The sequence below is a fragment of the Roseixanthobacter psychrophilus genome (assembly GCF_043195195.1).
Lineage (GTDB): Bacteria > Pseudomonadota > Alphaproteobacteria > Rhizobiales > Xanthobacteraceae > NCEH01.
This window is the reverse complement of the sequence record NZ_JBAFWT010000008.1, coordinates 44,806-66,969: the sequence shown is the minus strand read 5'-3', so window position 1 is coordinate 66,969 and position 22,164 is coordinate 44,806. Positions and strand designations below refer to the sequence as shown.

Annotated in this window: 15 protein-coding genes, 1 tRNA gene and 1 pseudogene; 7 read left to right on the top strand and 10 right to left on the bottom strand. The window is 65.7% G+C overall.

The features are described 5' to 3' along the window. Positions 1 to 106 precede the first annotated feature (106 nt). The 8 genes and pseudogenes from V5F77_RS10100 to fdnG form a co-directional block, all read right to left on the bottom strand. Positions 107 to 202 (bottom strand) — tRNA-Sec (locus V5F77_RS10100). Between the two features lie 144 nt (positions 203 to 346). Further along, positions 347 to 2,167, bottom strand: a pseudogene (gene selB, locus V5F77_RS10095) (selenocysteine-specific translation elongation factor); the annotation flags it as partial. Further along, entirely contained in the window at positions 2,164 to 3,057 is an 894-nt protein-coding gene (locus V5F77_RS10090; protein WP_429005219.1) for a tetratricopeptide repeat protein, read from the bottom strand. The gene V5F77_RS10090 and the pseudogene selB, both read right to left, overlap by 4 nt. Further along, on the bottom strand, positions 3,044 to 4,480 hold the full coding sequence (selA, locus tag V5F77_RS10085; RefSeq protein WP_429005218.1) for an L-seryl-tRNA(Sec) selenium transferase: 1,437 nt from the start codon (positions 4,478 to 4,480) through the stop codon (positions 3,044 to 3,046). Before selA ends, V5F77_RS10090 begins: the two co-directional genes overlap by 14 nt. A 7-nt stretch (positions 4,481 to 4,487) precedes the next feature. Continuing rightward, positions 4,488 to 5,417, bottom strand: a complete 930-nt coding sequence (gene fdhE / locus V5F77_RS10080) for a formate dehydrogenase accessory protein FdhE (protein ID WP_429005217.1) — start codon at positions 5,415 to 5,417, stop codon at positions 4,488 to 4,490. Positions 5,418 to 5,590: 173 nt separating this feature from the next. After that, entirely contained in the window at positions 5,591 to 6,283 is a 693-nt protein-coding gene (locus V5F77_RS10075) for a formate dehydrogenase subunit gamma (RefSeq protein ID WP_429005216.1), read from the bottom strand. Then, complete coding sequence (fdxH, locus tag V5F77_RS10070) at positions 6,280 to 7,221, bottom strand: formate dehydrogenase subunit beta (RefSeq protein ID WP_429005215.1); 942 nt, start codon at positions 7,219 to 7,221, stop codon at positions 6,280 to 6,282. Before fdxH ends, V5F77_RS10075 begins: the two co-directional genes overlap by 4 nt. 13 nt (positions 7,222 to 7,234) lie before the next feature. After that, the gene (gene fdnG, locus V5F77_RS10065) at positions 7,235 to 10,321 is read right to left on the bottom strand and encodes a formate dehydrogenase-N subunit alpha (protein WP_429005214.1); all 3,087 of its coding nucleotides are present in this window, start codon (positions 10,319 to 10,321) and stop codon (positions 7,235 to 7,237) included. A 718-nt stretch (positions 10,322 to 11,039) separates the two neighbouring features. Here fdnG and V5F77_RS10060 point away from each other — a divergent pair. The 3 genes from V5F77_RS10060 to selD all read left to right on the top strand — a co-directional run bounded on the left by V5F77_RS10060 (position 11,040) and on the right by selD (position 13,816). Next, positions 11,040 to 11,579: a TlpA family protein disulfide reductase gene (locus V5F77_RS10060; protein WP_429005213.1), complete on the top strand. Its 540-nt coding sequence runs from the start codon at positions 11,040 to 11,042 to the stop codon at positions 11,577 to 11,579. Continuing rightward, positions 11,576 to 12,688: a transglutaminase-like domain-containing protein gene (locus V5F77_RS10055; RefSeq protein ID WP_429005212.1), complete on the top strand. Its 1,113-nt coding sequence runs from the start codon at positions 11,576 to 11,578 to the stop codon at positions 12,686 to 12,688. The genes V5F77_RS10060 and V5F77_RS10055 overlap by 4 nt, the downstream gene beginning before the upstream one ends. Before the next feature lie 78 nt (positions 12,689 to 12,766). Further along, entirely contained in the window at positions 12,767 to 13,816 is a 1,050-nt protein-coding gene (selD, locus tag V5F77_RS10050; protein WP_429005211.1) for a selenide, water dikinase SelD, read from the top strand. Positions 13,817 to 14,323: 507 nt separating this feature from the next. Here the strand turns inward: selD and V5F77_RS10045 are convergent. Both V5F77_RS10045 and V5F77_RS10040 read right to left on the bottom strand, forming a co-directional pair. Then, positions 14,324 to 14,818, bottom strand: coding sequence for a CinA family protein (locus V5F77_RS10045; RefSeq protein ID WP_429005210.1), 495 nt, complete (start codon positions 14,816 to 14,818; stop codon positions 14,324 to 14,326). Further along, positions 14,815 to 15,996: a bifunctional 2-C-methyl-D-erythritol 4-phosphate cytidylyltransferase/2-C-methyl-D-erythritol 2,4-cyclodiphosphate synthase gene (locus V5F77_RS10040; protein WP_429005209.1), complete on the bottom strand. Its 1,182-nt coding sequence runs from the start codon at positions 15,994 to 15,996 to the stop codon at positions 14,815 to 14,817. Before V5F77_RS10040 ends, V5F77_RS10045 begins: the two co-directional genes overlap by 4 nt. Before the next feature lie 196 nt (positions 15,997 to 16,192). Here V5F77_RS10040 and dusB point away from each other — a divergent pair, with 196 nt between their 5' ends. The 4 genes from dusB (at position 16,193) to V5F77_RS10020 (ending at position 22,133) form a co-directional block, all read left to right on the top strand. Then, positions 16,193 to 17,227 carry a tRNA dihydrouridine synthase DusB gene (gene dusB / locus V5F77_RS10035; protein ID WP_429005208.1) on the top strand — a complete coding sequence of 345 codons (1,035 nt, stop codon included), beginning with the start codon at positions 16,193 to 16,195 and terminating at the stop codon, positions 17,225 to 17,227. Continuing rightward, positions 17,224 to 18,351 (top strand): two-component system sensor histidine kinase NtrB, encoded by a 1,128-nt coding sequence (locus tag V5F77_RS10030; RefSeq protein WP_429005207.1) that lies wholly within the window; start codon positions 17,224 to 17,226, stop codon positions 18,349 to 18,351. Before dusB ends, V5F77_RS10030 begins: the two co-directional genes overlap by 4 nt. A 7-nt stretch (positions 18,352 to 18,358) precedes the next feature. Further along, positions 18,359 to 19,801 carry a nitrogen regulation protein NR(I) gene (ntrC, locus tag V5F77_RS10025; protein ID WP_429005206.1) on the top strand — a complete coding sequence of 481 codons (1,443 nt, stop codon included), beginning with the start codon at positions 18,359 to 18,361 and terminating at the stop codon, positions 19,799 to 19,801. A gap of 133 nt (positions 19,802 to 19,934) precedes the next feature. Then, positions 19,935 to 22,133, top strand: a complete 2,199-nt coding sequence (locus tag V5F77_RS10020; RefSeq protein ID WP_429005205.1) for a putative bifunctional diguanylate cyclase/phosphodiesterase — start codon at positions 19,935 to 19,937, stop codon at positions 22,131 to 22,133. The last annotated feature ends 31 nt before the right edge of the window (positions 22,134 to 22,164 follow it).

Below are 22,164 nucleotides of genomic sequence, written 5' to 3'. Positions count from 1 at the left end.
CTCGCGTGGCCTTGGCGGCATGCGGTCCGGTGCGGACGGGCGATGTCCTGTCGGCCGGGGCCCCGTTTCCGGCAGAAGAATCGTTCCGGTCGGAGCTCGGAGATTTTGGCGGAAGAGAGTGGGAGTCGAACCCACCAAGGACCGGCTCGCGGCCCCTCCCGGATTTGAAGTCCGGACGCCCCACCAGGGACGCTTCTCTTCCAATGGCTGCCGGCATGTTTGCCGGTTCCTGCGCCGGCGCATCATTGCCTACAGGACGGAACAGGTCCAGCCGATGGGGATTGATGCGGCGCAAATCGCCCCGGCGCAAGGTGACGCCATGGCGATCGAAAAATTCCAGGATCTGGATCGCGACCTTGCGGCCGTTGTCCACCTGGTCGCGAAACTGCGCGGCGGTGAAGGTGCCGTGCGCCGCACCGAGCTGAACCAGGATATCCACCATTTCCGCCACCGTGGTGCGCAGGAAGAAATGATCGTGGGCGATCTCGTCCACCCGCCCCATGCGGCCGAGCAGCTTGAACATGCGTCGCACGTCGGCTTCCGGCTGGGCGCGCAGATTGGCGATGTCCCGCACGCGGGGCGGACGGAAGCGCTCGCTGCCCTGGAGCAGCGGCACGGCGGAGGCCCACAAGGTTTCGTCGCTCGGGGTGAGACGGACCTCGAACCCGGCGCGCCGCACCCAGGCGCCATCAAGCGCCACTGTGCCCGCGCGCGCCATCACCTGCAAAGCGGCCAGGAAAGCCGGGGCGGGGAGGCGCGGCTGCAATTGCAGGCGCAGCCGTTCACGGCCGATGCCGGCAAGATCGGGATTTTCCGCGTGATAGGTATCGAGACGGGCGATCAGTTCATCGCGGAAGGCCTGCCAGCGCGCGGCGGAAAGCGCGAGCACGGTTTCGCCGAGGGGCAGGCGCACGAGGCCGAGCGCCTCTGCGATCACATCAGCCTCTCCGGCCGCCAGCGCGCGGTCGCGGACGAAGGCGGGAAGATCGAGAAAGAAGGGGGCGGTCTCGCAGAGCGCGCGCACCGCGTCGCGCGGGTCGACCAAAGCGTGGGCGGACAATTGGGCGAGGCGCTCGGGGCTGCGACGCTTGCGGCTCGGCGCTCGCAGGTCCAGCAGCCGACCGCCGCCGATGGTGCGCTGGGCGGAGGTGTCGCGCACCACATAGCGATCGCCTGCCGCCGCCGCAATCGGCCGCTCCAGCACCAATTGCACAAGTCCGCTCTCGCCGGGGGCGATGGTATCGCCCAGCAGAACGACCCGCGCACCCAGTTCCGCCGAGGCGGTGTGCAGGCGCACCGGGAACCATTGGCCCACCCCCTTCGCCTCGCTGGCGAGCACGGTGAGGGTGGCATCGATATGGTCACAGGGTGCGTGCAGGCTCGGCTCAAGCACCACGTCGCCACGCGCGATTGCTTCCTTGGTGATGCTGTCGCCAGCCAGGTTCAGGCCGCAGCGGTCGCCCGCCCGGCCTTCGTCCGCCGGCTTGTCCTGGGCGCGAATGGAGCGCACCCGTGCGGCGAGGCCGGAGGGGCTTACAATCACCCGGTCGCCCACCCGCACCACACCGGACAGCACCGTTCCCGTCACCACGGTGCCCGCCCCAGACAGGGTGAAGGAGCGATCCACCGCGAGGCGGAACCGCCCGGTATCGGCGCGCTGGGCGCGCTGCCGTGCCGCTTCGGCGAGGCGGGCGCGCACCTCATCCACGCCTTCCCCGGTGATGGTGGAGACCGGGATGATCTCGGCGCCCTCCAGCGCGGTGCCGACGAGGGTGGCCGCGATCTGCGCCGTCACCTGCGCCCGACGGGTGTCATCCGCCAGATCCGCCTTGGTGAGCGCCACGAGGCCGTGGGAGACGCCAAGCAGATCGACGATGGCGAGGTGTTCGCGGGTCTGGGGCATCACCCCATCATCCGCTGCCACCACCAACAGCACGAAATCGATGCCGCTCGCCCCGGCCAGCATGGTGTGAACGAAGCGCTCGTGGCCGGGCACGTCGATGAAGCCCAGCGTCTCCTCATTCTCCTGCGGCAGATAGGCAAAGCCGAGGTCGATGGTGATGCCGCGTGCCTTCTCTTCCTTCAGGCGGTCGGTCTCAACGCCGGTCAGCGCGCGCACCAGCGCCGTCTTGCCGTGGTCGATATGGCCGGCTGTGCCGATAATCATGAGGCCGCCTCTGCGACCGTCGTGGGCGGAGACTCCGGCGAGGGCTGCTCGGGCAAGGGCAGCTCAGGCAAAGGCAGCCCAGGCAAGGGCAGGGCGGCCCGGCGTTCCGCCTCGGCCTGCTGTTCCTCCGACAAAGCAGCGCGCACCGCATCCATGAACGGCGTGGCCAGTCCGCTGCCGCCGTTATAGCCGCGCAATAGCCATTCATAGGCGGCAAGGGGATCGCGTGGAACGCCCGAGCCGAGATGCACTGCCGCGCCCAGCATCGCCTGCCCGTCGGCATCGCCGCGTTCGGCTGCACGCTGCCACCAGCGGGCAGCTTCCGAGGGGTCGCGCTCGACCCCGAGCGCATTGTGGTGGAGCATGCCGAGGCGCGTCATGGAGGAGGCAATCCCCTGGTCGGCGGCCAGCAGCGCATAGCGGCGGGCGGCGGCGGCATCGAAGGGCACGATTTCGCCCTCCAGCAGCATCCAGCTCAGCATATCCTGCGCCGACGCGTCCCCCTGGTCGGCGGCAGCGCGATACAACTCGGCGGCGCGCAGATAATCCTGCGGCGCGCCCTCGCCCTTGAAATAGAGCGCGGCCAGATTGCGCTGGCCAACGGGATCGGCGTTCTCGGCGGAGAGGTGCAGCCAGCGGAAGGCCAGGGCTGGATCGCGTTCCACCCCGAGCCCTTCCGCGAAGCAGGCGCCGATATTGTTCTGCGCCCGTGGGAGTCCGCCCCGCGCCAGTTTTTCCCAGAGGAACAGGGCGGTCTCGTAATCTCCCACCTGGGCGGCGGAGAGGGCGTCGGCCATCATCTGCGCGGGGTCAAGAGGTTCAGCAGATGATGTGGCGGGGCCGGGCGTCGCCGCCTTGCGGCCGCGCAGAAGAACATCAAGCCACCCCATGTGACACCTCCTGCGGCGGCGCGGCGAGTTCGGCGATGGTGGCGCAAAACCCAGCCTCGTCCAGTAGGCAGCGCAGATCCAGCACCAAGGCCCCGTCTTCGATGCGGCCGATGATCGGCACCGGCAGTGCCCGCAAGGCGCGGGACAGTGCATCCAGCGCGCGCCCGCTTCCGTCCGCCGGGCGAAGCGCGAGTGCGACGCTTGCCAAGGTTTCCAGCGGCAGGGCGCCGGAGCCGATCTGGCTCTTGCAGGGCGCAACGGCAATTTCGAACGCGGCGCCGAGCCGCTGCGCGATCAGCGGCAGCAGCCGCGCGGCCAGCGCTTCCATTTCCGCGCGCGGGCGCGCCAGCAGGCGCAAGGTCGGCAGGCGGGCGGCGAGGCGGTCGGGATCGCGATAGAGCCGCAAAGTGGCTTCCAGCGCGGCAAGGCGGATCTTGTCCACCCGCAGCGCCCGCTTCATGGGGTTCCTATTGATGGCGGCGATCAAATCGCGCCGGCCGACGATGAAGCCGGTCTGCGGCCCGCCCAGCAGCTTGTCGCCGGAGAAGGTGACGATATCGGCCCCGTCTTCCACGCATTCGCGCACGGTAGGTTCGTGCACCAGCCCATAGCGCGCGAGATCCGCCAGAGTGCCGGAGCCGAGATCGTGGAACAGGGGGACCTCACGCTCGTGGGCAATGTCCGCGAGATCGCGCGGCGTGACCTCGGCGGTGAAGCCCTCAATGCGGTAGTTGGAGGTGTGGACCTTCACCACCAGCCCGGTCTCGGGGCCGATCGCGCCGACATAATCCTTGGGGTGGGTGCGATTGGTGGTTCCCACTTCCACCAGCTTGGTGCCGGCGCGGGCCATGATGTCCGGCATGCGGAAGGCGCCGCCGATCTCGATCAACTCGCCGCGCGAGACGATGGAGTCCTTGCCCAGCGCCAGCGTGTTGAGCACCAGTAGCACAGCAGCGGCATTGTTGTTGACGACGGTCGCGTCCTCAGCCCCGGTCAGTTCGCACAACAGGCCGCGCACATGGTCGTCGCGCTCGCCGCGCTTGCCGCTATCCACGTCGAATTCCAGCGCCACGGCGCTGCGCATGGCGCGGGTGGCCGCCTCGACCGCTTCCTCGGCCAGGATGGCACGGCCGAGATTGGTGTGGAGCACCGTGCCCGTGAGGTTGAAGACCGGCCGCAGGCTCGTCCTGGCCCTGGCCTCCAGCAAGCGAAGGGCGACGCCCGCGATCTCCGCAGCGCCGATCGGTCCGCCGCCGGCGCGGGTTGCGGTGCGGGCGGCATCGAGGGCGGCCCGCACGGCATCGGTCGCCGCCGCGCGCCCATGCCATTCCAGCGCCGCCTGGGCGATATCGAGCTTGAGCACTTGGTCCACGGAGGGGAGGGCGCGCAATGCCGCATGCGCCGTGCCGGCAGGATCGCTCATGGCCGCCTCAATAGCCGAGCAGGAACGGATTGAAGGTGCCACGCCGATAGGGACCATCGCGCATCAGCAGGTCCAGTCCAAGCCAGGCCACATCGTCCGCCACCGGCTCGGCTGCGGGATCCTTATTCTGGTAGAACAGCTTGGAGTAGGAATGGCAGGTGTCGCAGGTCTCGGCCTTGGCGACGCCCGAGGCGCCCTCCACCTCCTGCAGGCCGATGCCCTTCGTGGAGCCGCAGAACACGCAGCGGACCCGCACCTGATTCCACAGGGTGCCGCACAGCGCACAGGCGCAATAGCGCGCGCCCGGTGCGCTCGGCCATTCCACAATCAGGCTGGACACGGGGGGGCCGCCGCAGGAGGGGCAAAGGCCGTCGCCGACGTTCACCAGCCGGTCGGCGTCGAGCCGCGCCGAAAGCCGGGCGAAATGCACCTGAAGGGCGGCTGCCACATAGACATGCTCCGCCATGGCCTCCACCGGGATGGAATCCGCGAGCACGTTCAGGATCATCGCCTCGCGGGCGACCGGCGTGGCGCGCACCAAGGCGTCGAGCGCGTTTTGCGCTGCCTCCGGCTTTTCCACGCCTTGCATGGTCTTCAGCAGGCGGTCGAACGTTGTGCCAAACGCGTCGTCGAAGGTGAATTGGCTGCGATCCAGCGGCGGCATGGCGAATTCCGCCGCGCGCTTGCGGGCCGTTTCGTCGGGAACCGACGGTTCCGGCAATCCGTCCTGGATGTCGTGCTGGGCCTGAACCAGATCCGCCAGGAACAGGAGATAGGGTCGAAGCTCGCTGTGGGGCGCAAGATCGCGGAAGCGTTGGGCACGCTTGGCGAACAAGGTGGCGGGATCGGGAAGCACCGCGAGAGGCGGCTGGGCGATGCCGCCGATGAGGCTCGGATCGGGTTCAATGGCGCCCGGACCGCCGGAAAACTCAGACATGACCATCCTCACGAACCCCACGGGCCACGTGGTTAAGCTTAAGGATACGAAGCGAATGCAGGGGGCGGAGAAGCCTTCCGGCGCTCCGCCCCCCAATGATTTTCCACCTATGAGCCGCTTGCGGCGAATTCAAGAGGGACGCGGGAAAGCGCCGCCTACGTGCCGCTCGCGTCTCACTCTGCCGGAGTGCGGCCCGGCTTGTCCTTCGAGACCAGTTCGCGCAACCATTTGCGATGGTGGCGCCACGCCCATCCACCGGTCACCTGACCCTTGGTCATGGCGCCGATGGTGCCACGCACCCAGATCGCCGCATAGACGTGCACGATCCAGACGCAGATGATGGCGATGGCCGCCAGCGCATGCACCAGGATCGCCACCCGCTTCTGCGGAATGGTGGTGAACTGGTAGAAATACTGGTCCCATACGGCAAAGCCGCTGATGATCAGCACGATGATCAGGAGCGACATGCCCCAGAAGACGAACTTCTGGCCGGCATTGTATTTGCCGACTTCCGGTAGCCGCTCCTCATGGCCCCCGAGCACGTCGCGGATGCGCGCGAGCCAAGTGCCATCCTCGCTCTTCCAGAGGTTTGCCCTCCAGAAGCGGAGGAACAGTCCGGCGAAGGAGAAGAACAGGACGACGCCGATCCAGGGGTGGATCGCGCGCGTCCATTGCCCGCCGCCGAACAGGGCGGTGAGGAAGAACAGCTTCGGGCTGAACAGGGCCATGCCGGAGAGCGCCAGCAGGATCAGGCTGATGGCCGTCACCCAATGGTTGATCCGGGCACCGAGCGTGTAGCGATCGACGGTGACGGGGTGGCCCTTGTGGACCCCATCGCCGGTTTCGACATCATATTCGCTGCTCATCGCCGGTCACTCCCGGTCAGTTTCTCAGCATTCTCCTCATCCTCGTTGCTGACCTTGTTGGGGCCGTTCACGAGATGGTGGAGCACGCCGAACGCCGCGGCAAAGCCGATGGCGGCAAAGCCGACATATTTGGTCATGCCCTTCCAGATCTCGACCACAGGGCTGATGGTCGGATTGTTGGGCAAGCCGGCATAAATCTCCGGCGTGTTGGCGTGTTGCAGCACATACATGACGTGGGTGCCGCCGACGCCCGGAGGATCATAGAGGCCGGCATTGGCGTAGCCACGCGACTTCAGATCCTTGATACGCCCGTCGGCCCACTTCTTCATGTCGTCCTTGGTACCGAAGGCGATCGCCTGGGTGGGGCATGCCTTGGCGCAGGCCGGCCACTGGCCGACCGCGACACGGTCCGAGCACAAGGTGCACTTATAGGCCTTGTGGTCCACCTGCGAGATGCGGGGAATGTTGAAGGGGCAACCCTTCACGCAATAGCCGCAGCCGATGCACTTATCGTGGTCGAAATCCACGATGCCGTTGGAATATTGCACGATCGCGCCAGGCGCCGGGCAGGCCTTCAGGCAGCCCGGGTCCTCGCAATGCATGCAGCCATCCTTGCGGATCAGCCATTCCAGGTTCTGCGTCTCCGGATTGGTCCATTCCGTGAACCGCATCAGCGTGAAGCTCGCCGGAGTGAGGTCAGGCGGGTTGGTATAGGTGCCGTTGAATGTCCCGATCTCCTCATGGAGATTGTTCCATTCCAGGCACGCCGCCTGGCAAGCCTTGCAGCCGATGCACTTCGACACGTCGATGAGCTTGGCCACTTCAGTCTGGCGCTGGGCGGGCGGCGTTATGGTGGACGCCGACCGACGGATCAGATCCTGTTGCCCGTATTTGGGGGCAACAGGGGCAACCGGGGGATTTGGGGCTGGGGGAAACATTATCTCACCTCCCTCACGCCACCGGCCCGGTCGTGGGCTCGATGTTGACGCAGAACGCCTTGTATTCCGGCGTCTCGATGTTGGCGTCGCCGACGAAAGGCGTCAGTACATTGGCGGGGAAGCCCTTCTTGGCCGCTCCGACGAAGCCCCAGTGGATCGGAATGCCGACAATGTGCACTGTCTTTCCGTCGCAGACGAGCGGCTGGATGCGCTTCGTCACATAAGCTTTCGCGAACACAGATCCACGCTTCGACCACACGCGGACCCATCCTGCGTTGGCTATGTTCTTTTCCTTCGCGAGCTGTTCGGAAATCTCCACGAAAAATTCCGGCTGCAGGACCGAGTTCACATGATTGTTCTTGGTCCAGTAGTGGAAATGCTCCGTGAGGCGATAGGACGTCGCCGCATAGGGGAATTCCGCCGAGCCCACGTCGGCGAACTGGGCGAAGTCGTCCTTGAACACGCGCGCCACCGGATTGCCTCGGATCTTCGGGGCGATCACATTGGCGATCGGGCTCTCGAACGGCTCATAGTGCACTGGGAAGGGGCCTTCGCGCATCATGCCCCGGGCGAACAGGCGCGAGACGCCTTCCGGGTTCATGATGAACGGGCCGACATCCTGCGGCTTGGCGGTGGGTGCGATGTCCGGAACGTCGTATCCGGTCCATTTGGCGCCGTCCCACCACAGCAGCTTGCGGGTGTCGTCCCAGGGCTTGCCGTTAATGTCGGCCGAGGCGCGATTGTAGATGATGCGCCGGTTGGCCGGCCACGAGAAGCTCCATTTCGCATAGGCGCCGGTGTCGCCGGGGTCGCTATTGTCCCGGCGCGCCATCATGTTGCCCGCCTCGGTGAAGCAGCCGGAATAGATCCAGCAGCCGCCGGCGGTGGTGCCGTCGTCGCGATAGGCCGCGAAGCTCGGCAATTGCTTGCCGGCCTCGAGTAGTTTCTTGGTCGGATCGTTGGGATCGGCCACGTCGCTCACGACATAACCGTTCATTTCCTTCGCGAGCTCCTCGGGGGTGGGCTCGTTCGGGTCTTTGTAGTTCCATTGCAGGTTGACGATGGCGTCCGAGAACGCGCCGCCTTCCTTCTGGTACAGGGCTTTGAGCCGCAGGAAGATCTGCGCCATGATCCAAGAGTCGGTCTTGGATTCGCCCGGAGGCGAGCCGGCGGCCCAATGCCATTGGAGCCAGCGGCCGGAATTCACCAGCGCGCCTTCGTCCTCGGCGAAGCAGGTAGTCGGAAGCTGGATCACTTCGGTCTGGATCTTGGCGGGATCGGCGGGATTATAGACCCCGTGATTTTCCCAGAACCGGGCGGTTTCGGTCTCCAGCGGGTCCATGATGACCAGCAGCTTCAGCTTGCCGAGGGCCTCGGCGAGCTTGGCCTTGTTGGGGAACGCCTGAAGGGGGTTGAAGCCCTGGCAGAAATAGGCGTTCATCTTGCCCTGCTTCATGAGCTCGAAGGCCCGCAGGACGTCATAGGCGGGCACATCGAGCTTCGGCAGGTAATCATAGGCGAAATTGTTTTCCGCCGTCGCAGCCGGCCCCCACATGGCCTTCTGGAAACTGACGAAGAACTTCTTGTAGTTCTGCCAGTAACTCATCTGGTTCGGCCGCAACGGCTTGAAGCCGCGGGTCGACATATAGGTGGGGAAGTCGGCTTCCTTCTCGGTCGGCAAGGTGAGATAGCCGGGGATCAGGTTCGACATCAGGCCGATGTCGGTCAGTCCCTGGATATTGGAATGCCCGCGCAAAGCATTCATGCCGCCGCCGCGCACGCCGATATTGCCCAGGATGAGCTGGAGCATCGCCATGGTGCGGATGTTCTGGGAGCCCTTCGAGTGCTGGGTCCAGCCGAGCGCGTACATGGAGGTCATGGTCTTGGTCGGCGTGGAGCACTCGCCGATCATCTGCGCCACCTTCAGGAACTTGTCCTTCGGCGTGCCGGTGATCCGTTCGACCATCTCTGGGGTATAAATGGAGACGTGCTGCTTCAGCAGGTTCCACACGCACCGGGGGTTCTGCAGCGTGTCGTCGACCACGGCATAGCCATCGGCGCCGATCTGGTAGTCCCAGGTCGAGCGGTTGTAGTCCCGCTTGCTCTCGTCATAGCCGGTGAATAGGCCATCCTTGTACTCGAAGCCGTCCTTCACGACATAGGTCGCGTTGGTGAAGGCCTTCACATACTCCCACTGCACCTTGTCGTTCTGGATGCAGTAATTGATCACGCCGTTGAGGAACGCGATGTCGGTTCCCTGGCGGATCGGGGCGTAATAGTCGGCGACCGCCGCGGACCGCGTATAGCGCGGATCGACGACGACGAGCTTCGCGCCACGGTTGGCTTTCGCCTCCGTAACCCATTTAAACCCGCAAGGGTGCGCTTCGGCGGCATTGCCGCCCATGATGACAACCAGATCCGTGTTCTTGATATCAGTCCACGAATTGGTCATCGCGCCACGGCCAAAAGTTGGGCCCAAACTGGACACCGTGGGGCCGTGTCAAACCCGCGCTTGGTTGTCGAATACCAGCATGCCGGCGCTGCGCACGACCTTGTACGTGCACCAGGCAGTTTCGTTGGTGGTGGCCGAGGCGGCAAGGAAGCCGGTGGTCACCCAGCGGTTGACGGTCACGCCGTCATTGTTCTTGGCGATGAAGTTCTTGTCGCGATCGTCCTTGAGGACCCGCGCGATCTTGTCCAGCGCCACGTCCCAGCTCACCTGCTCGAACTTGTCGGAGCCGGCCTTGCGCAGCATCGGAGCCTGCAGGCGGCTCTTGGAATGGACGATGTCCAGGAGGGCCGCGCCCTTCGGGCACAGGGTGCCGCGATTGGTCGGGTGGTCGACGTCACCCTCGATATGGGTGATTTCGGCCTTCTCGCCCTTCTTCAGGTCACCCTTGGAATAGATCAAGATGCCGCACGCAACCGAGCAGTACGTACAAGTATTGCGCGTCTCAGTCGTGTTGAACAGTCGGAACGGGCGAATGGAATCTGCGTAGGCTTGTTCGATGCCGCCGAAGCCAAAGGCCCCAAGCGACGTGCCCGCGATTCCCGCACCCGCCGTTTTCAAGAACTGGCGCCGCGAGAGCTCCATGTTCATCGAAGGTTACCTCCGATACGTGCCCCCAACGGGGGACCAACCAAAAGGGTCAAAAACCGCCCTTTGTCCGGGATTCCGGCTCGCTTCGACGGTATTTTGGAATTGGAAACATGTCAAACTTCGCATGAACAAATGCCTGTGTTACAGGAAAAAAATATCTCAATTCGGTCATGCTGAATCCAGATTTTCTCCATCTTACGCTGCGTTAGCGAAATGAATGGCTGAAGCTATGCTGCAGTAGCGAAGATAACCGAGCCGGATGCGATGGTGTTCATCGCATCCGCGCACGGAATCTTGATTCCCAAAACCATTGACGTTCTGGGTAACGCTGGCTCACTATTCGGTGGTGAACCTGAAGTTGGCTCCCGAGTTTCGGGGCGATATTTGGCACGGCGCGAGCGGCTGCATTTGCATTGCGGTACGAGGATACGCGCTTTTTATCAGGTTCGAACCTCCACCTTTGCCGATTTGCACGATAGGTCGCCGCACCATAGGTCACCGCACGCTGGCGCGCGGCGTGGTGGCGAGCGGGGCGTTATCCGGCGACAGGACGGGCCGGGGCGCGGGCGCCATGCCCGCCCCGCGCTCGACGGCGCTCTGTATCCGGGGCCTTGATCGCTTTGCGACGTGGGTAAGGGCGCGTCAGCACGCTGGCAAGCTGTCATCCGCGGGTTTTGGGTGCGCCCTTCTTGCCGCTGCGTTCCTGACAGTCTCACCGGTGCGTGCAAGCGAACTGGTGGTGGGGGCGGGCCCACCGGAGCAGGCGCCCGCCCTCGCGTTGGAGGCACTCCCCCCGGTCGGCGTCGCGGCGCCGGTGATCGACCGCTCCGGTTTCGCCGGACGGGTGGTGCTGGTGCATTTCTTTGCCACCTGGTGCGAACCCTGCCGGGAGGAACTTCCCGCGCTCAACCGGCTGTCGACCCGCCATGCCGACACGACGACCGCTATCCTCGGCGTCGACGTAGGGGAGGGCGACCCCAAGGTGCGGCGCTTCATGGAAACGACGCCTGTCAAATTCCCCATCCTGATGGACCGTGATCGTTCGGCGGCGCGCGCCTGGGACGTGACGGTCCTGCCGTCCACATTCCTGATTGGGCCCGATGGACACCTGCGCGCCCGCTCCGAGGGGCCGGTGGAATGGGACCGGCCTGAAGCTGAAGCCGTGATAACCGGGCTCCTGGCGACGCAGGCCATCGGGAGCGACCAAATCCCACAAAGTCCACGCACATCACGAGACATCGGGAGATCAGCCCAATGATCACACGTCGCGCCTTCATGGCCTCAAGCGCCGCCCTTTCGGCGGCGGCGCTGCTTCCCCGGGGGGCGTTCGCGCAGCCCGCATTCGCGCCTGAGCCGGGCGCATGGCGCAATTTCCAGGTGGTCACGCGCCTCGAGGTGGCCAAGCCGGATGGCAAGACCGACGGGAAGGTCCGAGCCTGGGTGCCACTGCCGGCCTTTTCCGAGGACCAATGGTTCCGCCCCGGCGGCAGTAGTTGGAGCACCAATGCCTCCACCGCCGAGGTGGTCGGCGATCCGCGCTTCGGCGCCCAGATGCTGGCGCTGGAATGGTCGGCCAGCGAGGGGGCTCCCTCGGTCGAGATCACCAGCAAAGTCGCCACCCGCGACCGCGCCGTCGACCTCTCCAAGCCCGGCACCGCCGCGCCGTTGCCGAACCGTGAGCGGGCGATCTTTCTTGCGGCGACCGATCTCATCCCTACCGACGGCATCGTCAAGCAGACGTCGGACAAGATCACCGCCGGGGCGAACCGGGAAGAGGAGAAGGTCCGCGCCATCTATGAATGGATCGTGGACAACACCTATCGCAATCCCGCGACCCGCGGCTGTGGAATCGGCGACATCGCCGCGTTGCTCAAGAGCGGGGACCTCGGCGGCAAATGCGCGGACCTGAACGCCTTGTTCGTTGGGCTGGTGCGCGCCGCCGGCATTCCCGCCCGGGATGTCTACGGCTTGCGCATCGCCCCGTCCAAGTTCGGCTACAAAAGCCTGGGTGCCAATTCCGAACTGGTGACCAAGGCCCAGCACTGCCGTTCGGAAGTGTTCTTGACCGGCTACGGCTGGGTGCCGATGGATCCGGCGGATGTGCGCAAGGTCGTGCTGGAAGAACCCCCGGGCAAGCTCGGCATCGACGATCCCAAGGTGGTGGCGGCCCGCCGCACCCTGTTCGGCGCCTGGGAAGGCAATTGGATGGCCTATAATGTCGCCCACGACGTGGCTCTGCCGGGCTCGAGCGGGCCAAAGCTGGGGTTTCTGATGTATCCTCAAGCGGAAACTGTGGCGGGGCGTCTCGATTGCCTCGACCCCGACACGTTCCGCTATTCGATCCGGGCGACCGAGATTTCTGTTTGAGGTCCGCCCGCAGGCCCACGTGCTCGCCTTCCCCCGAGGGGGAGGGCGCCGTCATCGTAAACCCCTGAAAGAGTGCCCATGACCGAACCCGCCTTCCGTCTCACCAGCCTTGCCCATGGCGGCGGCTGCGGCTGCAAGCTTGCTCCCTCGGTGCTGCAGGAGCTTCTCGGCGGCCAGCCCATGGCTCAGCCGTTCGCGAAACTGCTGGTGGGCACCGAAACCGGTGATGATGCCGCGGTATGGGATCTGGATGGCGAGACCTGCATCGTCGCCACCACCGACTTCTTCATGCCGGTCGTGGACAATCCCGACCACTTCGGGCGCATCGCCGCCACCAATGCGATTTCGGACGTCTATGCCATGGGCGGCACGCCTATCATGGCCTTGGCAATTCTCGGTATGCCGCTCGGCAAAGTGGAACCGCAGATGGTGCGGGAGATCCTCCAGGGGGGATCGGCGGTCTGCGCGGCGGCGGGCATTCCCGTCGCCGGCGGCCACTCCATCGATACCGGCGAACCGATTTACGGCCTCGCGGTTATCGGCACGGTGCGCAAGAACCAAATTCGCCGCAACAGCGATGCCAAGCCGGGCGATGCGCTTATTCTAACCAAGGCGCTGGGCATCGGCATCTATTCCGCCGCCTTCAAGAAGGAGGCGCTCTCGCCCGACGGCTATGAGGAGATGATCGCCTCCACGACCTTGCTCAACCGGGTCGGTGCCACCCTGGCCCAGGATGATGCCGTGCATGGCATTACCGACGTCACCGGCTTCGGCCTGCTGGGCCATGCCCTGGAAATGGCGCGCGGTTCGCAGGTGCGTGTGCGCCTGGACATGGCGAGCCTGCCGGTCCTGGCCCATGCCGAAGCTTTGGTCCGTCAGGGGTTTGTCACCGGTGCCTCGCACCGCAATTGGGCGAGCTATCAGGACGGCATCGACCTGCCTGCCGGTCTCGAGGAGTGGCAGCGCCACCTGCTCACCGACCCCCAGACGTCCGGCGGCCTGCTGGTTTCGGTGGCGCAGGAGGAGGCCGACCGGCTTCTGGCGCAGATCGTTGAGGCCGGATATCCCGCCGCGCGCCGCATCGGCCGGATTGAGGCGGGGGAGGGCAAGGTGGCGGTGGAGGCGTGACGGAAGCGAGATCGAAGGTGCGCGCGGGACGTTAGGGAACGCGAGCCCGGCTTCCAGCGTTGGCTTCGGGATAATAACAGCCCCGGAGGGCACATCGTGTCCCGTTTCATCCCGTGTACGGCCAGCGCCGTCACACTTGCTTCTGCCGTGACGCTTGGCTTGGCGCTTAGTCTTCCCCTTCCGCTCGTTTCTGGGTGGGCCGGCACGGCCTTTGCGCAAGGCGCCGTTACTCCACAGGCGGATCAGGCATCGCCGATCAAGACGGATTCCGGTTGCGAGGCGAAGGCTTCTGCAACGCCTCCCGCACAGGGGGCGGGATCGGGAACCGCGCCTGGCGGCGCCGGCTCCTCCGGTTGGTCGGGTGGGACGGGGGGGTCCTATATCGGCACCCATCCCAGTTCGGGAACCTCTGGCTCCCCTGACCAGCAACCCGCGACCGTCCAGGGGGTCAACCCCTCGGTTGCCGGGCCTACCGGCGAGAAGTGCTGACGCTTCGCCCGCCAGCGCTCAGAAGCGCGCGAGGGTTTCCAGCATTTCCAGGGCGACCAGTACGGACTGGGCCCGGATCTCGCCACGCGTGAGGGGTCCGAACCGCTCCTCACGGTGCACCAACAGGCCGGTGCGCCGCGCGGCGGCGAAATGCACCAGGCCCACCGGCTTGTCCTCTGAGCCGCCGCCGGGACCGGCGACGCCCGTGATGGCAACAGCGATCCCCGTGCCCGAGGCCGCGAGCGCGCCCTTGACCATGGCGCGGGCGGTCTCCTCGCTCACCGCGCCATGGGTGGCGAGGATGGCGTCCGGCACGCCCAGCATGGCCATTTTGGCCGCGTTGGAATAGGTGATGAAGCCGCGATCGACGACGTCCGAGGATCCTGCGATATCGGTGAGCGCGCCGATCACGAGGCCGCCAGTGCAGGATTCCGCCGTGGCGAGCGTCAGGGCGGCGGCGCGGCAGGCGTCCAGAACGCGCTTGGCGCGGCTTTCTGTCTCCAGATCGCTCACAGGGCATCCTCCAGGGGCAGGCGAATGGTGGCGGAGGCCATCGCGGCAATGCCCTCGCGCCGGCCGGTAAAGCCGAGCCGCTCCGTGGTGGTGGCTTTCACGCTGATGCGCCCGAGCGCGACGCCCGTGATCTCGGCAATCCGGGCGCGGATGGCGTCGCGATGCGGGCCGATTTTCGGCGCCTCGCAGATCAAGGTGAGGTCGAGATGAGCGACCGCTCCACCGCGCGCGCGCATCTTGTCGAGCGCGAACACCAGGAAGCGGTCGGAGGTAGCGCCCTTCCATTGCGGGTCGGAGGGAGGAAAATGGGCGCCGATATCGCCGTCGCACAAGGCGCCCAGCACCGCATCGGTGAGCGCATGCAGGCCGACATCGGCGTCCGAATGGCCGTCGAGGCCCTTGTCGAAGGGAATGGCGAGGCCACCCAGCATCACATGGTCACCGGGTCCGAAGGCGTGCACGTCGAAGCCGGTGCCGGTGCGCACGTCGGGCAGGAGTGCGCCCGTATCGCGGGCGGCACGGGCGAGATCCTCGGCGCTGGTGAGTTTCATGTTGCCGGCTTCTCCTTCAAAGGTCGCCACCTTGTGGCCGGCCCATTCCACGACAGCGGCATCGTCGGTGAGCCCTTCAACTCCGCTTTCCTGCACCGCGCGGTGGGCGGTGCGCAGCATGTCATAGCTGAAAGCTTGGGGTGTCTGCACGGCGCGCAGGCCGGCCCGGTCCGGTGTTGCGGTCACGATGCCGTCCTGGTCCACGCTCTTCACGGTGTCGGTCACCGCCGTCACGGGAACCGCAGCGCCATGGATCTGCGCTGCCACTATGGCGCGAGCGATCAGGGCGGGGCTGGCGAAGGGGCGGGCGGCGTCGTGCACCAGAACGAGATCGGGAGCGTCCTCGGCAAGGGCATCGAGCCCCGCGCGCACCGACTCCTGCCGCTCGCGCCCGCCGTGGACCGCCGCCCGCAGCTTGGGCAGGCCGGCGGCGGCGTTGGCAAAGCGCATCGCATCGTCGGGGTGAATGACCACCTGAACGGCGCAGATGCCGGGATGCTCAGCGAATAGGCGCAGGGTCCTGCGCAGCACGGATTCGCCGCCCAACGCGTGATATTGTTTGGGCAGGTTGCCGCCGGCGCGGGTGCCCCGTCCCGCCGCAACCACGATCACCGCGCACGTCGACATTGAGGCCGGTTCCTAGTTTCGCGTCAATCGCCCCTTGAACCGCGCTCCAGAACGACATGCAAGGGGATAAAAAAGCGGCGGCCGCCTCTGCCTTCGGCACCTTTTGCAATGCAGCATGGGTCCTAAGACAAAGCTGCCCTTGCGCGTGCATCGCAAATGTCTAGAATGTAGGCACTCTCTAGGTGGCCTAAAATCTGTGCAAGACATTCTCCCATCTTCCCTTTCGGCTATTCGAATCGGCCCGCACGTTCTGCCGAATCCGGTGGTGCTCGCACCGATGGCCGGCATTACCGACGCGCCGCTGCGCCGCATGGCGGTGCGCTACGGGGCAGGCCTCGTCGTGTCCGAAATGGTGGCGAGCGAGGCGCTGCTGGATGGACACGCGGAAACCACCTTGCGCGCCGGCCGCGCCGGAATTCCGCTCCATGCGGTGCAACTCGCCGGCAATGATCCCCATTGGATGGCCGAGGCGGCGCGTCTCGCGGAGGCTGAGGGCGCCGATATCATCGACATTAACATGGGCTGCCCCGCGAAGCGCGTGACGACCGGCGCCGCCGGCGCGGCGCTCCTGCGCGATCTGCCGCTTGCGACCCGGATCATCGAGGCGGTGCGTGAAGCCGTCGGCGTTCCGGTCACGCTGAAGACCCGCCTCGGCTGGGACGAGGGGGCACCCACTGCGCCGACCCTTGCTGTCATTGCGGAGAAGGCCGGCGTCGCCCTGGTTACCATCCACGGCCGCACCCGCTGCCAATTCTACACCGGGCGGGCGGACTGGGAGGCGATCGCCGAGGTGAAGGCCGAGGTCTCGGTCCCCGTGCTGGCCAATGGCGATCTCGTCGCCTGCGCCGATGCCGCGCCTATGCTGGCGGCCTCCGGCGCGGACGGGGTGATGATCGGCCGTGGGGCCCAGGGCCGGCCCTGGTTTCCCGGGCAAGTGGCGGGATTCCTGGAAGCGGGGCGCGTGCCGGCGGAGCCGGACATCACCGAGCAGCGCGACGTGCTGTTGGAGATGTACGAAGGTTGGCTCTCGCTTTACGGCGTCGGGCTCGGCGTGCGGCAGGCCCGCAAGCATCTGGGCTGGGCGCTCGAGGCGGCTGCGGCCAGCGCCGGGCGTGAGCAAGACTGGATCAAGCTCTGGCGCGCTAAGCTGCTGCGCGCGGAGGCGCCGCGGGAGGTGGCAGACGGCATACGTGCCGCATTCGACGACGTGAACTGGAGGGCTGCGGCATGAAGGCGGACGCAAAGCGACGGCCCGAGCCGGAACCGAACTTTACCCGCGCCATTCTCGATGCCGTGCCGCATCCGGTGATCACGGTTTCGGACACCGGTCAGATCGTCGATGCCAATGTCGCGGCGGAGGCCTTTTTCGAGGTGAGCCTGCCGGTCCTGCGGCGGCGACCGTTCGCCGAGTTCGTGCCGTTCGGCACCCCGCTGCTCGGCCTGATCGACCAGGTGCGGGCGCGCGGCGCTCCGGTGAACGAATATCGCGTCGACCTCGGAACGCCCAAGAACGGCGGCGAGCGCGTGGTGGATATCCATGTCGCCCCGGTCTCGGAGCGGCCCGGCCACGTGGTGGTGATGATCCAGGAGCGCACCATCGCCGACAAGATGGACCGCCAGCTCACCCATCGCGGTGCCGCCCGCTCCGTGAGTGCGCTCGCCTCCATGCTGGCGCACGAGATCAAGAACCCGCTCTCCGGCATCCGCGGCGCCGCCCAATTGCTGGAGCAGTCGGCGGGCGATGAGGACCGCGCTCTGACCCGGCTGATCTGCGACGAGGCGGACCGGATCGTGAAGCTGGTGGACCGCATGGAGGTGTTCTCGGACGAGCGGCCGATCGCCCGCGAGCCGGTGAATATCCATGCGGTGTTGGAACATGTTCGCACGCTCGCCTCTTCAGGGTTCGCACGGCACATCCGCTTCATTGAAGAATACGACCCCTCCCTGCCGCCGGTCTATGCCAACCGCGACCAATTGGTGCAGGTGTTCCTCAATCTGGTGAAAAACGCGGCGGAGGCGATCGATTCGGAGACCGACGGGGAAATCCACCTGACGACTGCGTTCCGCCCCGGCGTGCGGCTCACCGTGCCCGGCGCCTCCTCCCGCGTCAGCCTGCCCCTCGAGTTCTGCGTCAAGGACAATGGCAAGGGCGTCCCCGACGACCTGCTGCCCCATCTGTTCGACCCGTTCGTGACCACCAAGCCGACCGGTAGTGGCCTCGGCCTTGCATTGGTGGCGAAGATCATCGGCGACCACGGCGGGATCGTCGAATGCGATAGCCAGCCCCGGCGAACCAGCTTCCGGGTTCTCCTTCCCATGTATCGCGGCACACGTGTCGCCTCCGAGGACAACTGAGGTATCCATGCCCACGGGAAGCATTCTGGTCGCCGACGACGATGCTGCGATCCGTACCGTGCTCAATCAGGCCCTTTCGCGGGCCGGATATGAGGTGCGTTCGTGCGGGAATGCGGCCACCCTCTGGCGCTGGGTGAGCCAGGGCGATGGCGACCTCGTCATCACCGACGTGGTGATGCCGGACGAGAACGCCTTCGACCTCCTGCCGCGCATCAAGAAGGCGCGGCCGGACCTGCCGGTCATTGTCATGAGCGCGCAGAACACGTTCATGACCGCCATTCGCGCCTCCGAGCGCGGCGCCTATGAATATCTGCCCAAGCCCTTCGACCTGAAGGAGCTGATCTCCATCGTCGGCCGCGCTCTGGCGGAGCCGAAAAAGTCGGATCACCATCCGCTCGGTTCGGAAGAGCAGGACAATATACCGCTCGTCGGCCGCTCCCCGGCGATGCAGGAAATCTACCGCCTGCTCGCGCGCCTGATGCAGACCGACCTCACCGTGATGATTGCGGGCGAGAGTGGGACTGGCAAGGAACTGGTCGCCCGCGCCCTGCACGATTACGGCAAGCGCCGCACCGGTCCATTCGTCGCCATCAACATGGCTGCGATCCCCCGCGACCTCATCGAAAGCGAATTGTTCGGCCACGAAAAGGGCTCGTTCACCGGCGCGACCACGCGCAATCCCGGCCGGTTCGAGCAGGCGGAGAGCGGCACGCTGTTCCTCGACGAAATCGGTGACATGCCCATGGAGGCGCAGACCCGTCTGCTGCGCGTGCTCCAGCAAGGGGAATACACCACCGTCGGCGGGCGCACGCCCATCAAGACCGACGTGCGCATCATCGCCGCCACCAACAAGGATCTGCGCACGCTGATCCAGCAGGGCCTGTTCCGCGAGGATCTGTTCTTCCGCCTGAACGTGGTGCCGCTGCGCCTGCCACCGCTGCGCGAGCGCTCAGAAGACGTGCCGGACCTGGTGCGGCACTTCTTCCTGCAAGCCGAGCGCGAGGGCCTGCCGGCAAAGCAGATCGACACCGCCGCGCTCGACCGGCTGAAACGCTATCGCTGGCCGGGCAACGTGCGCGAGCTGGAAAATCTGGTGCGCCGCCTTTCGGCCCTCTACCCCCAGGAAATCATCACGCCGAGCATCATCGAGGCGGAACTCTCCGAACCCGTGCCGAGTGCCGGGACGGAGGACGGGCCCGTGGATGCGACGCTCGCGGCCTCGGTGGAGCGGCACCTCAACACATATTTCGCCGGTTTCGGCGAAGACCTGCCGCCGCCCGGCCTCTATCATCGCATCCTGCGGGATGTGGAATATCCCCTGCTGTCGGCCGCACTCGCCGCAGCGCGGGGCAATCAGATCAAGGCGGCCGAACTGCTCGGCCTCAACCGCAACACGCTGCGCAAGAAAATCCGCGATCTCGATATACAGGTGATCCGCACCAGCCGCTGATTACAGCGGCTGGTGCCATCTTGTGCGTGCAAGGAATTAACCGAAGGAATAGTATCAGCTTGCGTACAGTCGCGTCACAAGGTGACGTGCGATAGGTGTCCTGCTTAACGGCGCCCGTAGTCAGGAATTTCAGATGAGTGGAGTAGCGTCGAGCCAGCTGCTCTGGGTGATGAATGCCTTCATCGCTCAGAGCGACGATGGCGACGCTTGGGGCGACACACTCGCTACGATCTGCACGCTCGTGGGATCGGAATGCAGCCTCAGCCGCGTGGCCTTGTTCGAGGTGCAGGAAGACCAAGCCTCGGGGCTCGGCGTTCTTTGCCGGGCGGATTGGGCGCGCCCAGGCCTTGAGCCCATCGGGCGCATGTGGCACCGTCCGGTCGCCCACGACAGCGCCGACGACAGCCAACGCGAATGGGCTGGGCGCCGTACCCGCGGCGAGGTCATCGAAGGACTTACCCGCGATCTCACGGGCTATTTGCGGAGCGTGTTCGACCAACTGCAGATCGTGCGCTTTTATACCGTTCCGGTGATGACCGCCGGACACTGGTGGGGCCATTTCTGCATTGCCCACGACGACCCCGACCAGCCTTGGGACGAGACCTCCAAGGCGCTGTGTCACCTCGTTGCCTCCCTGGTGGGACGTTCCGCCGAACGCGCACAGGCCGAGCGGGACATCAATGAGATCACGCTGCGCAGCATGGTGGGCTCGGCGCTCGATGCCGTGGTGACCATCGACGAGGCCGGGCTGATCCTGGAATTCAACCCCGCCGCCGAGCGGACCTTCGGCTATCAACGCGCCGATGTCATCGGCCGCGTGCTCAGCGAAACCATTATCCCGTCGCGCTATGCGATCGCTCACCAGGAGGGTCTGAAGCGCTACCTGGCAGGCGGTGAGCCCTCTGTGCTCGGACGGCGCGTGGAGCTGGAGGGCAAGCGCGCCGACGGGTCCGTGTTTCCGGTCGAGCTAACCATCACGGAAATCAGGGCCGGCAAGCGCCGCTTCTTCACGGCCTATTTGCGCGACATTTCCAGTTTCGTGAATACTCAGGAGGCGCTGGAGCGCCTCGCTTATCTGGACGCAATGACCGGCCTGCCCAACCGCGCCGGTCTGCTGCGCGAAGTCAGCACCGCCCCGACCGCCCCGACCGGCGTAGTGGTGGTGCATTTTCGCGATCTGGACGTGCTGGCGGCGAGCCTCGGGCGGGAATTCACCGAGCCGTTGGTTTCGCAACTCGCTTTGCGCCTGCGCCTTGCGCTGCGAGGCGATGCAACGCTCGCTCGCATCGGCGAGCGGGAATTCGCCATTGTGCTTTTTCGCGGTAACGATGCGCTGGCGGCCGGGCGCAGTGTCGATGTCCTGTTCCAGGCGCCGCTTGAAAGTGACGGCCGGCGATTCTACCTGCGCGCCAGGGTCGGCATTGCCCGCGGGCTGGCGCCGTTGGAACATATGCTCCGCGATGCCGAGATGGCGCTCCATGCCCAGGGGCGCGGGCATACCGTTGTGTTCGACCAGTCGCTGCGGGCCGACCATCAGGAGCGGCTGGCGCTGGAGACTGACCTGCGCGACGCGATCCTGCGCCGCTCGCAGGACCTCTACCTGATGTTCCAGCCGATCGTGTGCTGCCGGACCCGTCAAGTGATGGGGTTCGAGGCCCTGGCCCGTTGGAACCATCCCCGGCTCGGCAATGTGGTGCCGGCCGAATTCGTTCCCGTCGCCGAGGCCTCTGGCCTTTCCGAGCATCTGGGCGAGTTGGTGCTGGAACGGGCGGTCGCCGCCTGCGCCCGCTGGAATCACGAACGTGCCGTCAAGGGCCTCGGGCCACGTTATATCTCGATCAATCTCTCTGCTCCGCAAGTCATGGCCCCTGACCTCGCGAGCCGGATCGACACGGTCCTGCGGCAGGTGAAACTCAGTGGCGAGCAGGTGCTGTTCGAGCTGACCGAGAGCACATTGCTCTCGGAGCCGGAAAAAGCCGTGGAAGTGATGGTCCAATTGCAGTCGCTCGGATGCAAGGTGGCGATCGATGATTTCGGGACCGGCTACTCCTCCTTCAGCTATCTTCAGCGTCTGCCTGTGAACGTGCTGAAGATCGACCGCTCCTTCATCCGCGAGATTGTGGAGAACTCCCGCTCGCGCCGAATCGTCGGGGTGATGGTGGACCTCGCCCACGCCTTCGGCATCGAGGTGGTGGCTGAGGGCGTGGAGACGGCCGACTCGCTCGCCGAGGTGGTGGCCCTTGGCAGCGACTGCGTGCAAGGCTACCTCGTGGGCCGCCCCATGTCGGAGGACGAGGCCCGCACGTGGCCTGACGGCGACTGGGTGGCCTGAAGCTTTTCGGCCGAAGCCGAAAACTAGCCAC

What these genes read in the sequence shown, in the direction of transcription:
- fdhE (WP_429005217.1), bottom strand. Translation starts at nt 5,417, where the DNA reads ATGTCTGAGTTTTCCGGCGGTCCGGGCGCCATTGAACCCGATCCGAGC.
- V5F77_RS10075 (WP_429005216.1), bottom strand. Translation starts at nt 6,283, where the DNA reads ATGAGCAGCGAATATGATGTCGAAACCGGCGATGGGGTCCACAAGGGC.
- V5F77_RS10030 (WP_429005207.1), top strand. Translation starts at nt 17,224, where the DNA reads ATGAAGGCGGACGCAAAGCGACGGCCCGAGCCGGAACCGAACTTTACC.
- selA (WP_429005218.1), bottom strand. Translation starts at nt 4,480, where the DNA reads ATGAGCGATCCTGCCGGCACGGCGCATGCGGCATTGCGCGCCCTCCCC.
- ntrC (WP_429005206.1), top strand. Translation starts at nt 18,359, where the DNA reads ATGCCCACGGGAAGCATTCTGGTCGCCGACGACGATGCTGCGATCCGT.
- V5F77_RS10040 (WP_429005209.1), bottom strand. Translation starts at nt 15,996, where the DNA reads ATGTCGACGTGCGCGGTGATCGTGGTTGCGGCGGGACGGGGCACCCGC.
- V5F77_RS10020 (WP_429005205.1), top strand. Translation starts at nt 19,935, where the DNA reads ATGAGTGGAGTAGCGTCGAGCCAGCTGCTCTGGGTGATGAATGCCTTC.
- V5F77_RS10090 (WP_429005219.1), bottom strand. Translation starts at nt 3,057, where the DNA reads ATGGGGTGGCTTGATGTTCTTCTGCGCGGCCGCAAGGCGGCGACGCCC.
- fdxH (WP_429005215.1), bottom strand. Translation starts at nt 7,221, where the DNA reads ATGTTTCCCCCAGCCCCAAATCCCCCGGTTGCCCCTGTTGCCCCCAAA.
- V5F77_RS10055 (WP_429005212.1), top strand. Translation starts at nt 11,576, where the DNA reads ATGATCACACGTCGCGCCTTCATGGCCTCAAGCGCCGCCCTTTCGGCG.
- selD (WP_429005211.1), top strand. Translation starts at nt 12,767, where the DNA reads ATGACCGAACCCGCCTTCCGTCTCACCAGCCTTGCCCATGGCGGCGGC.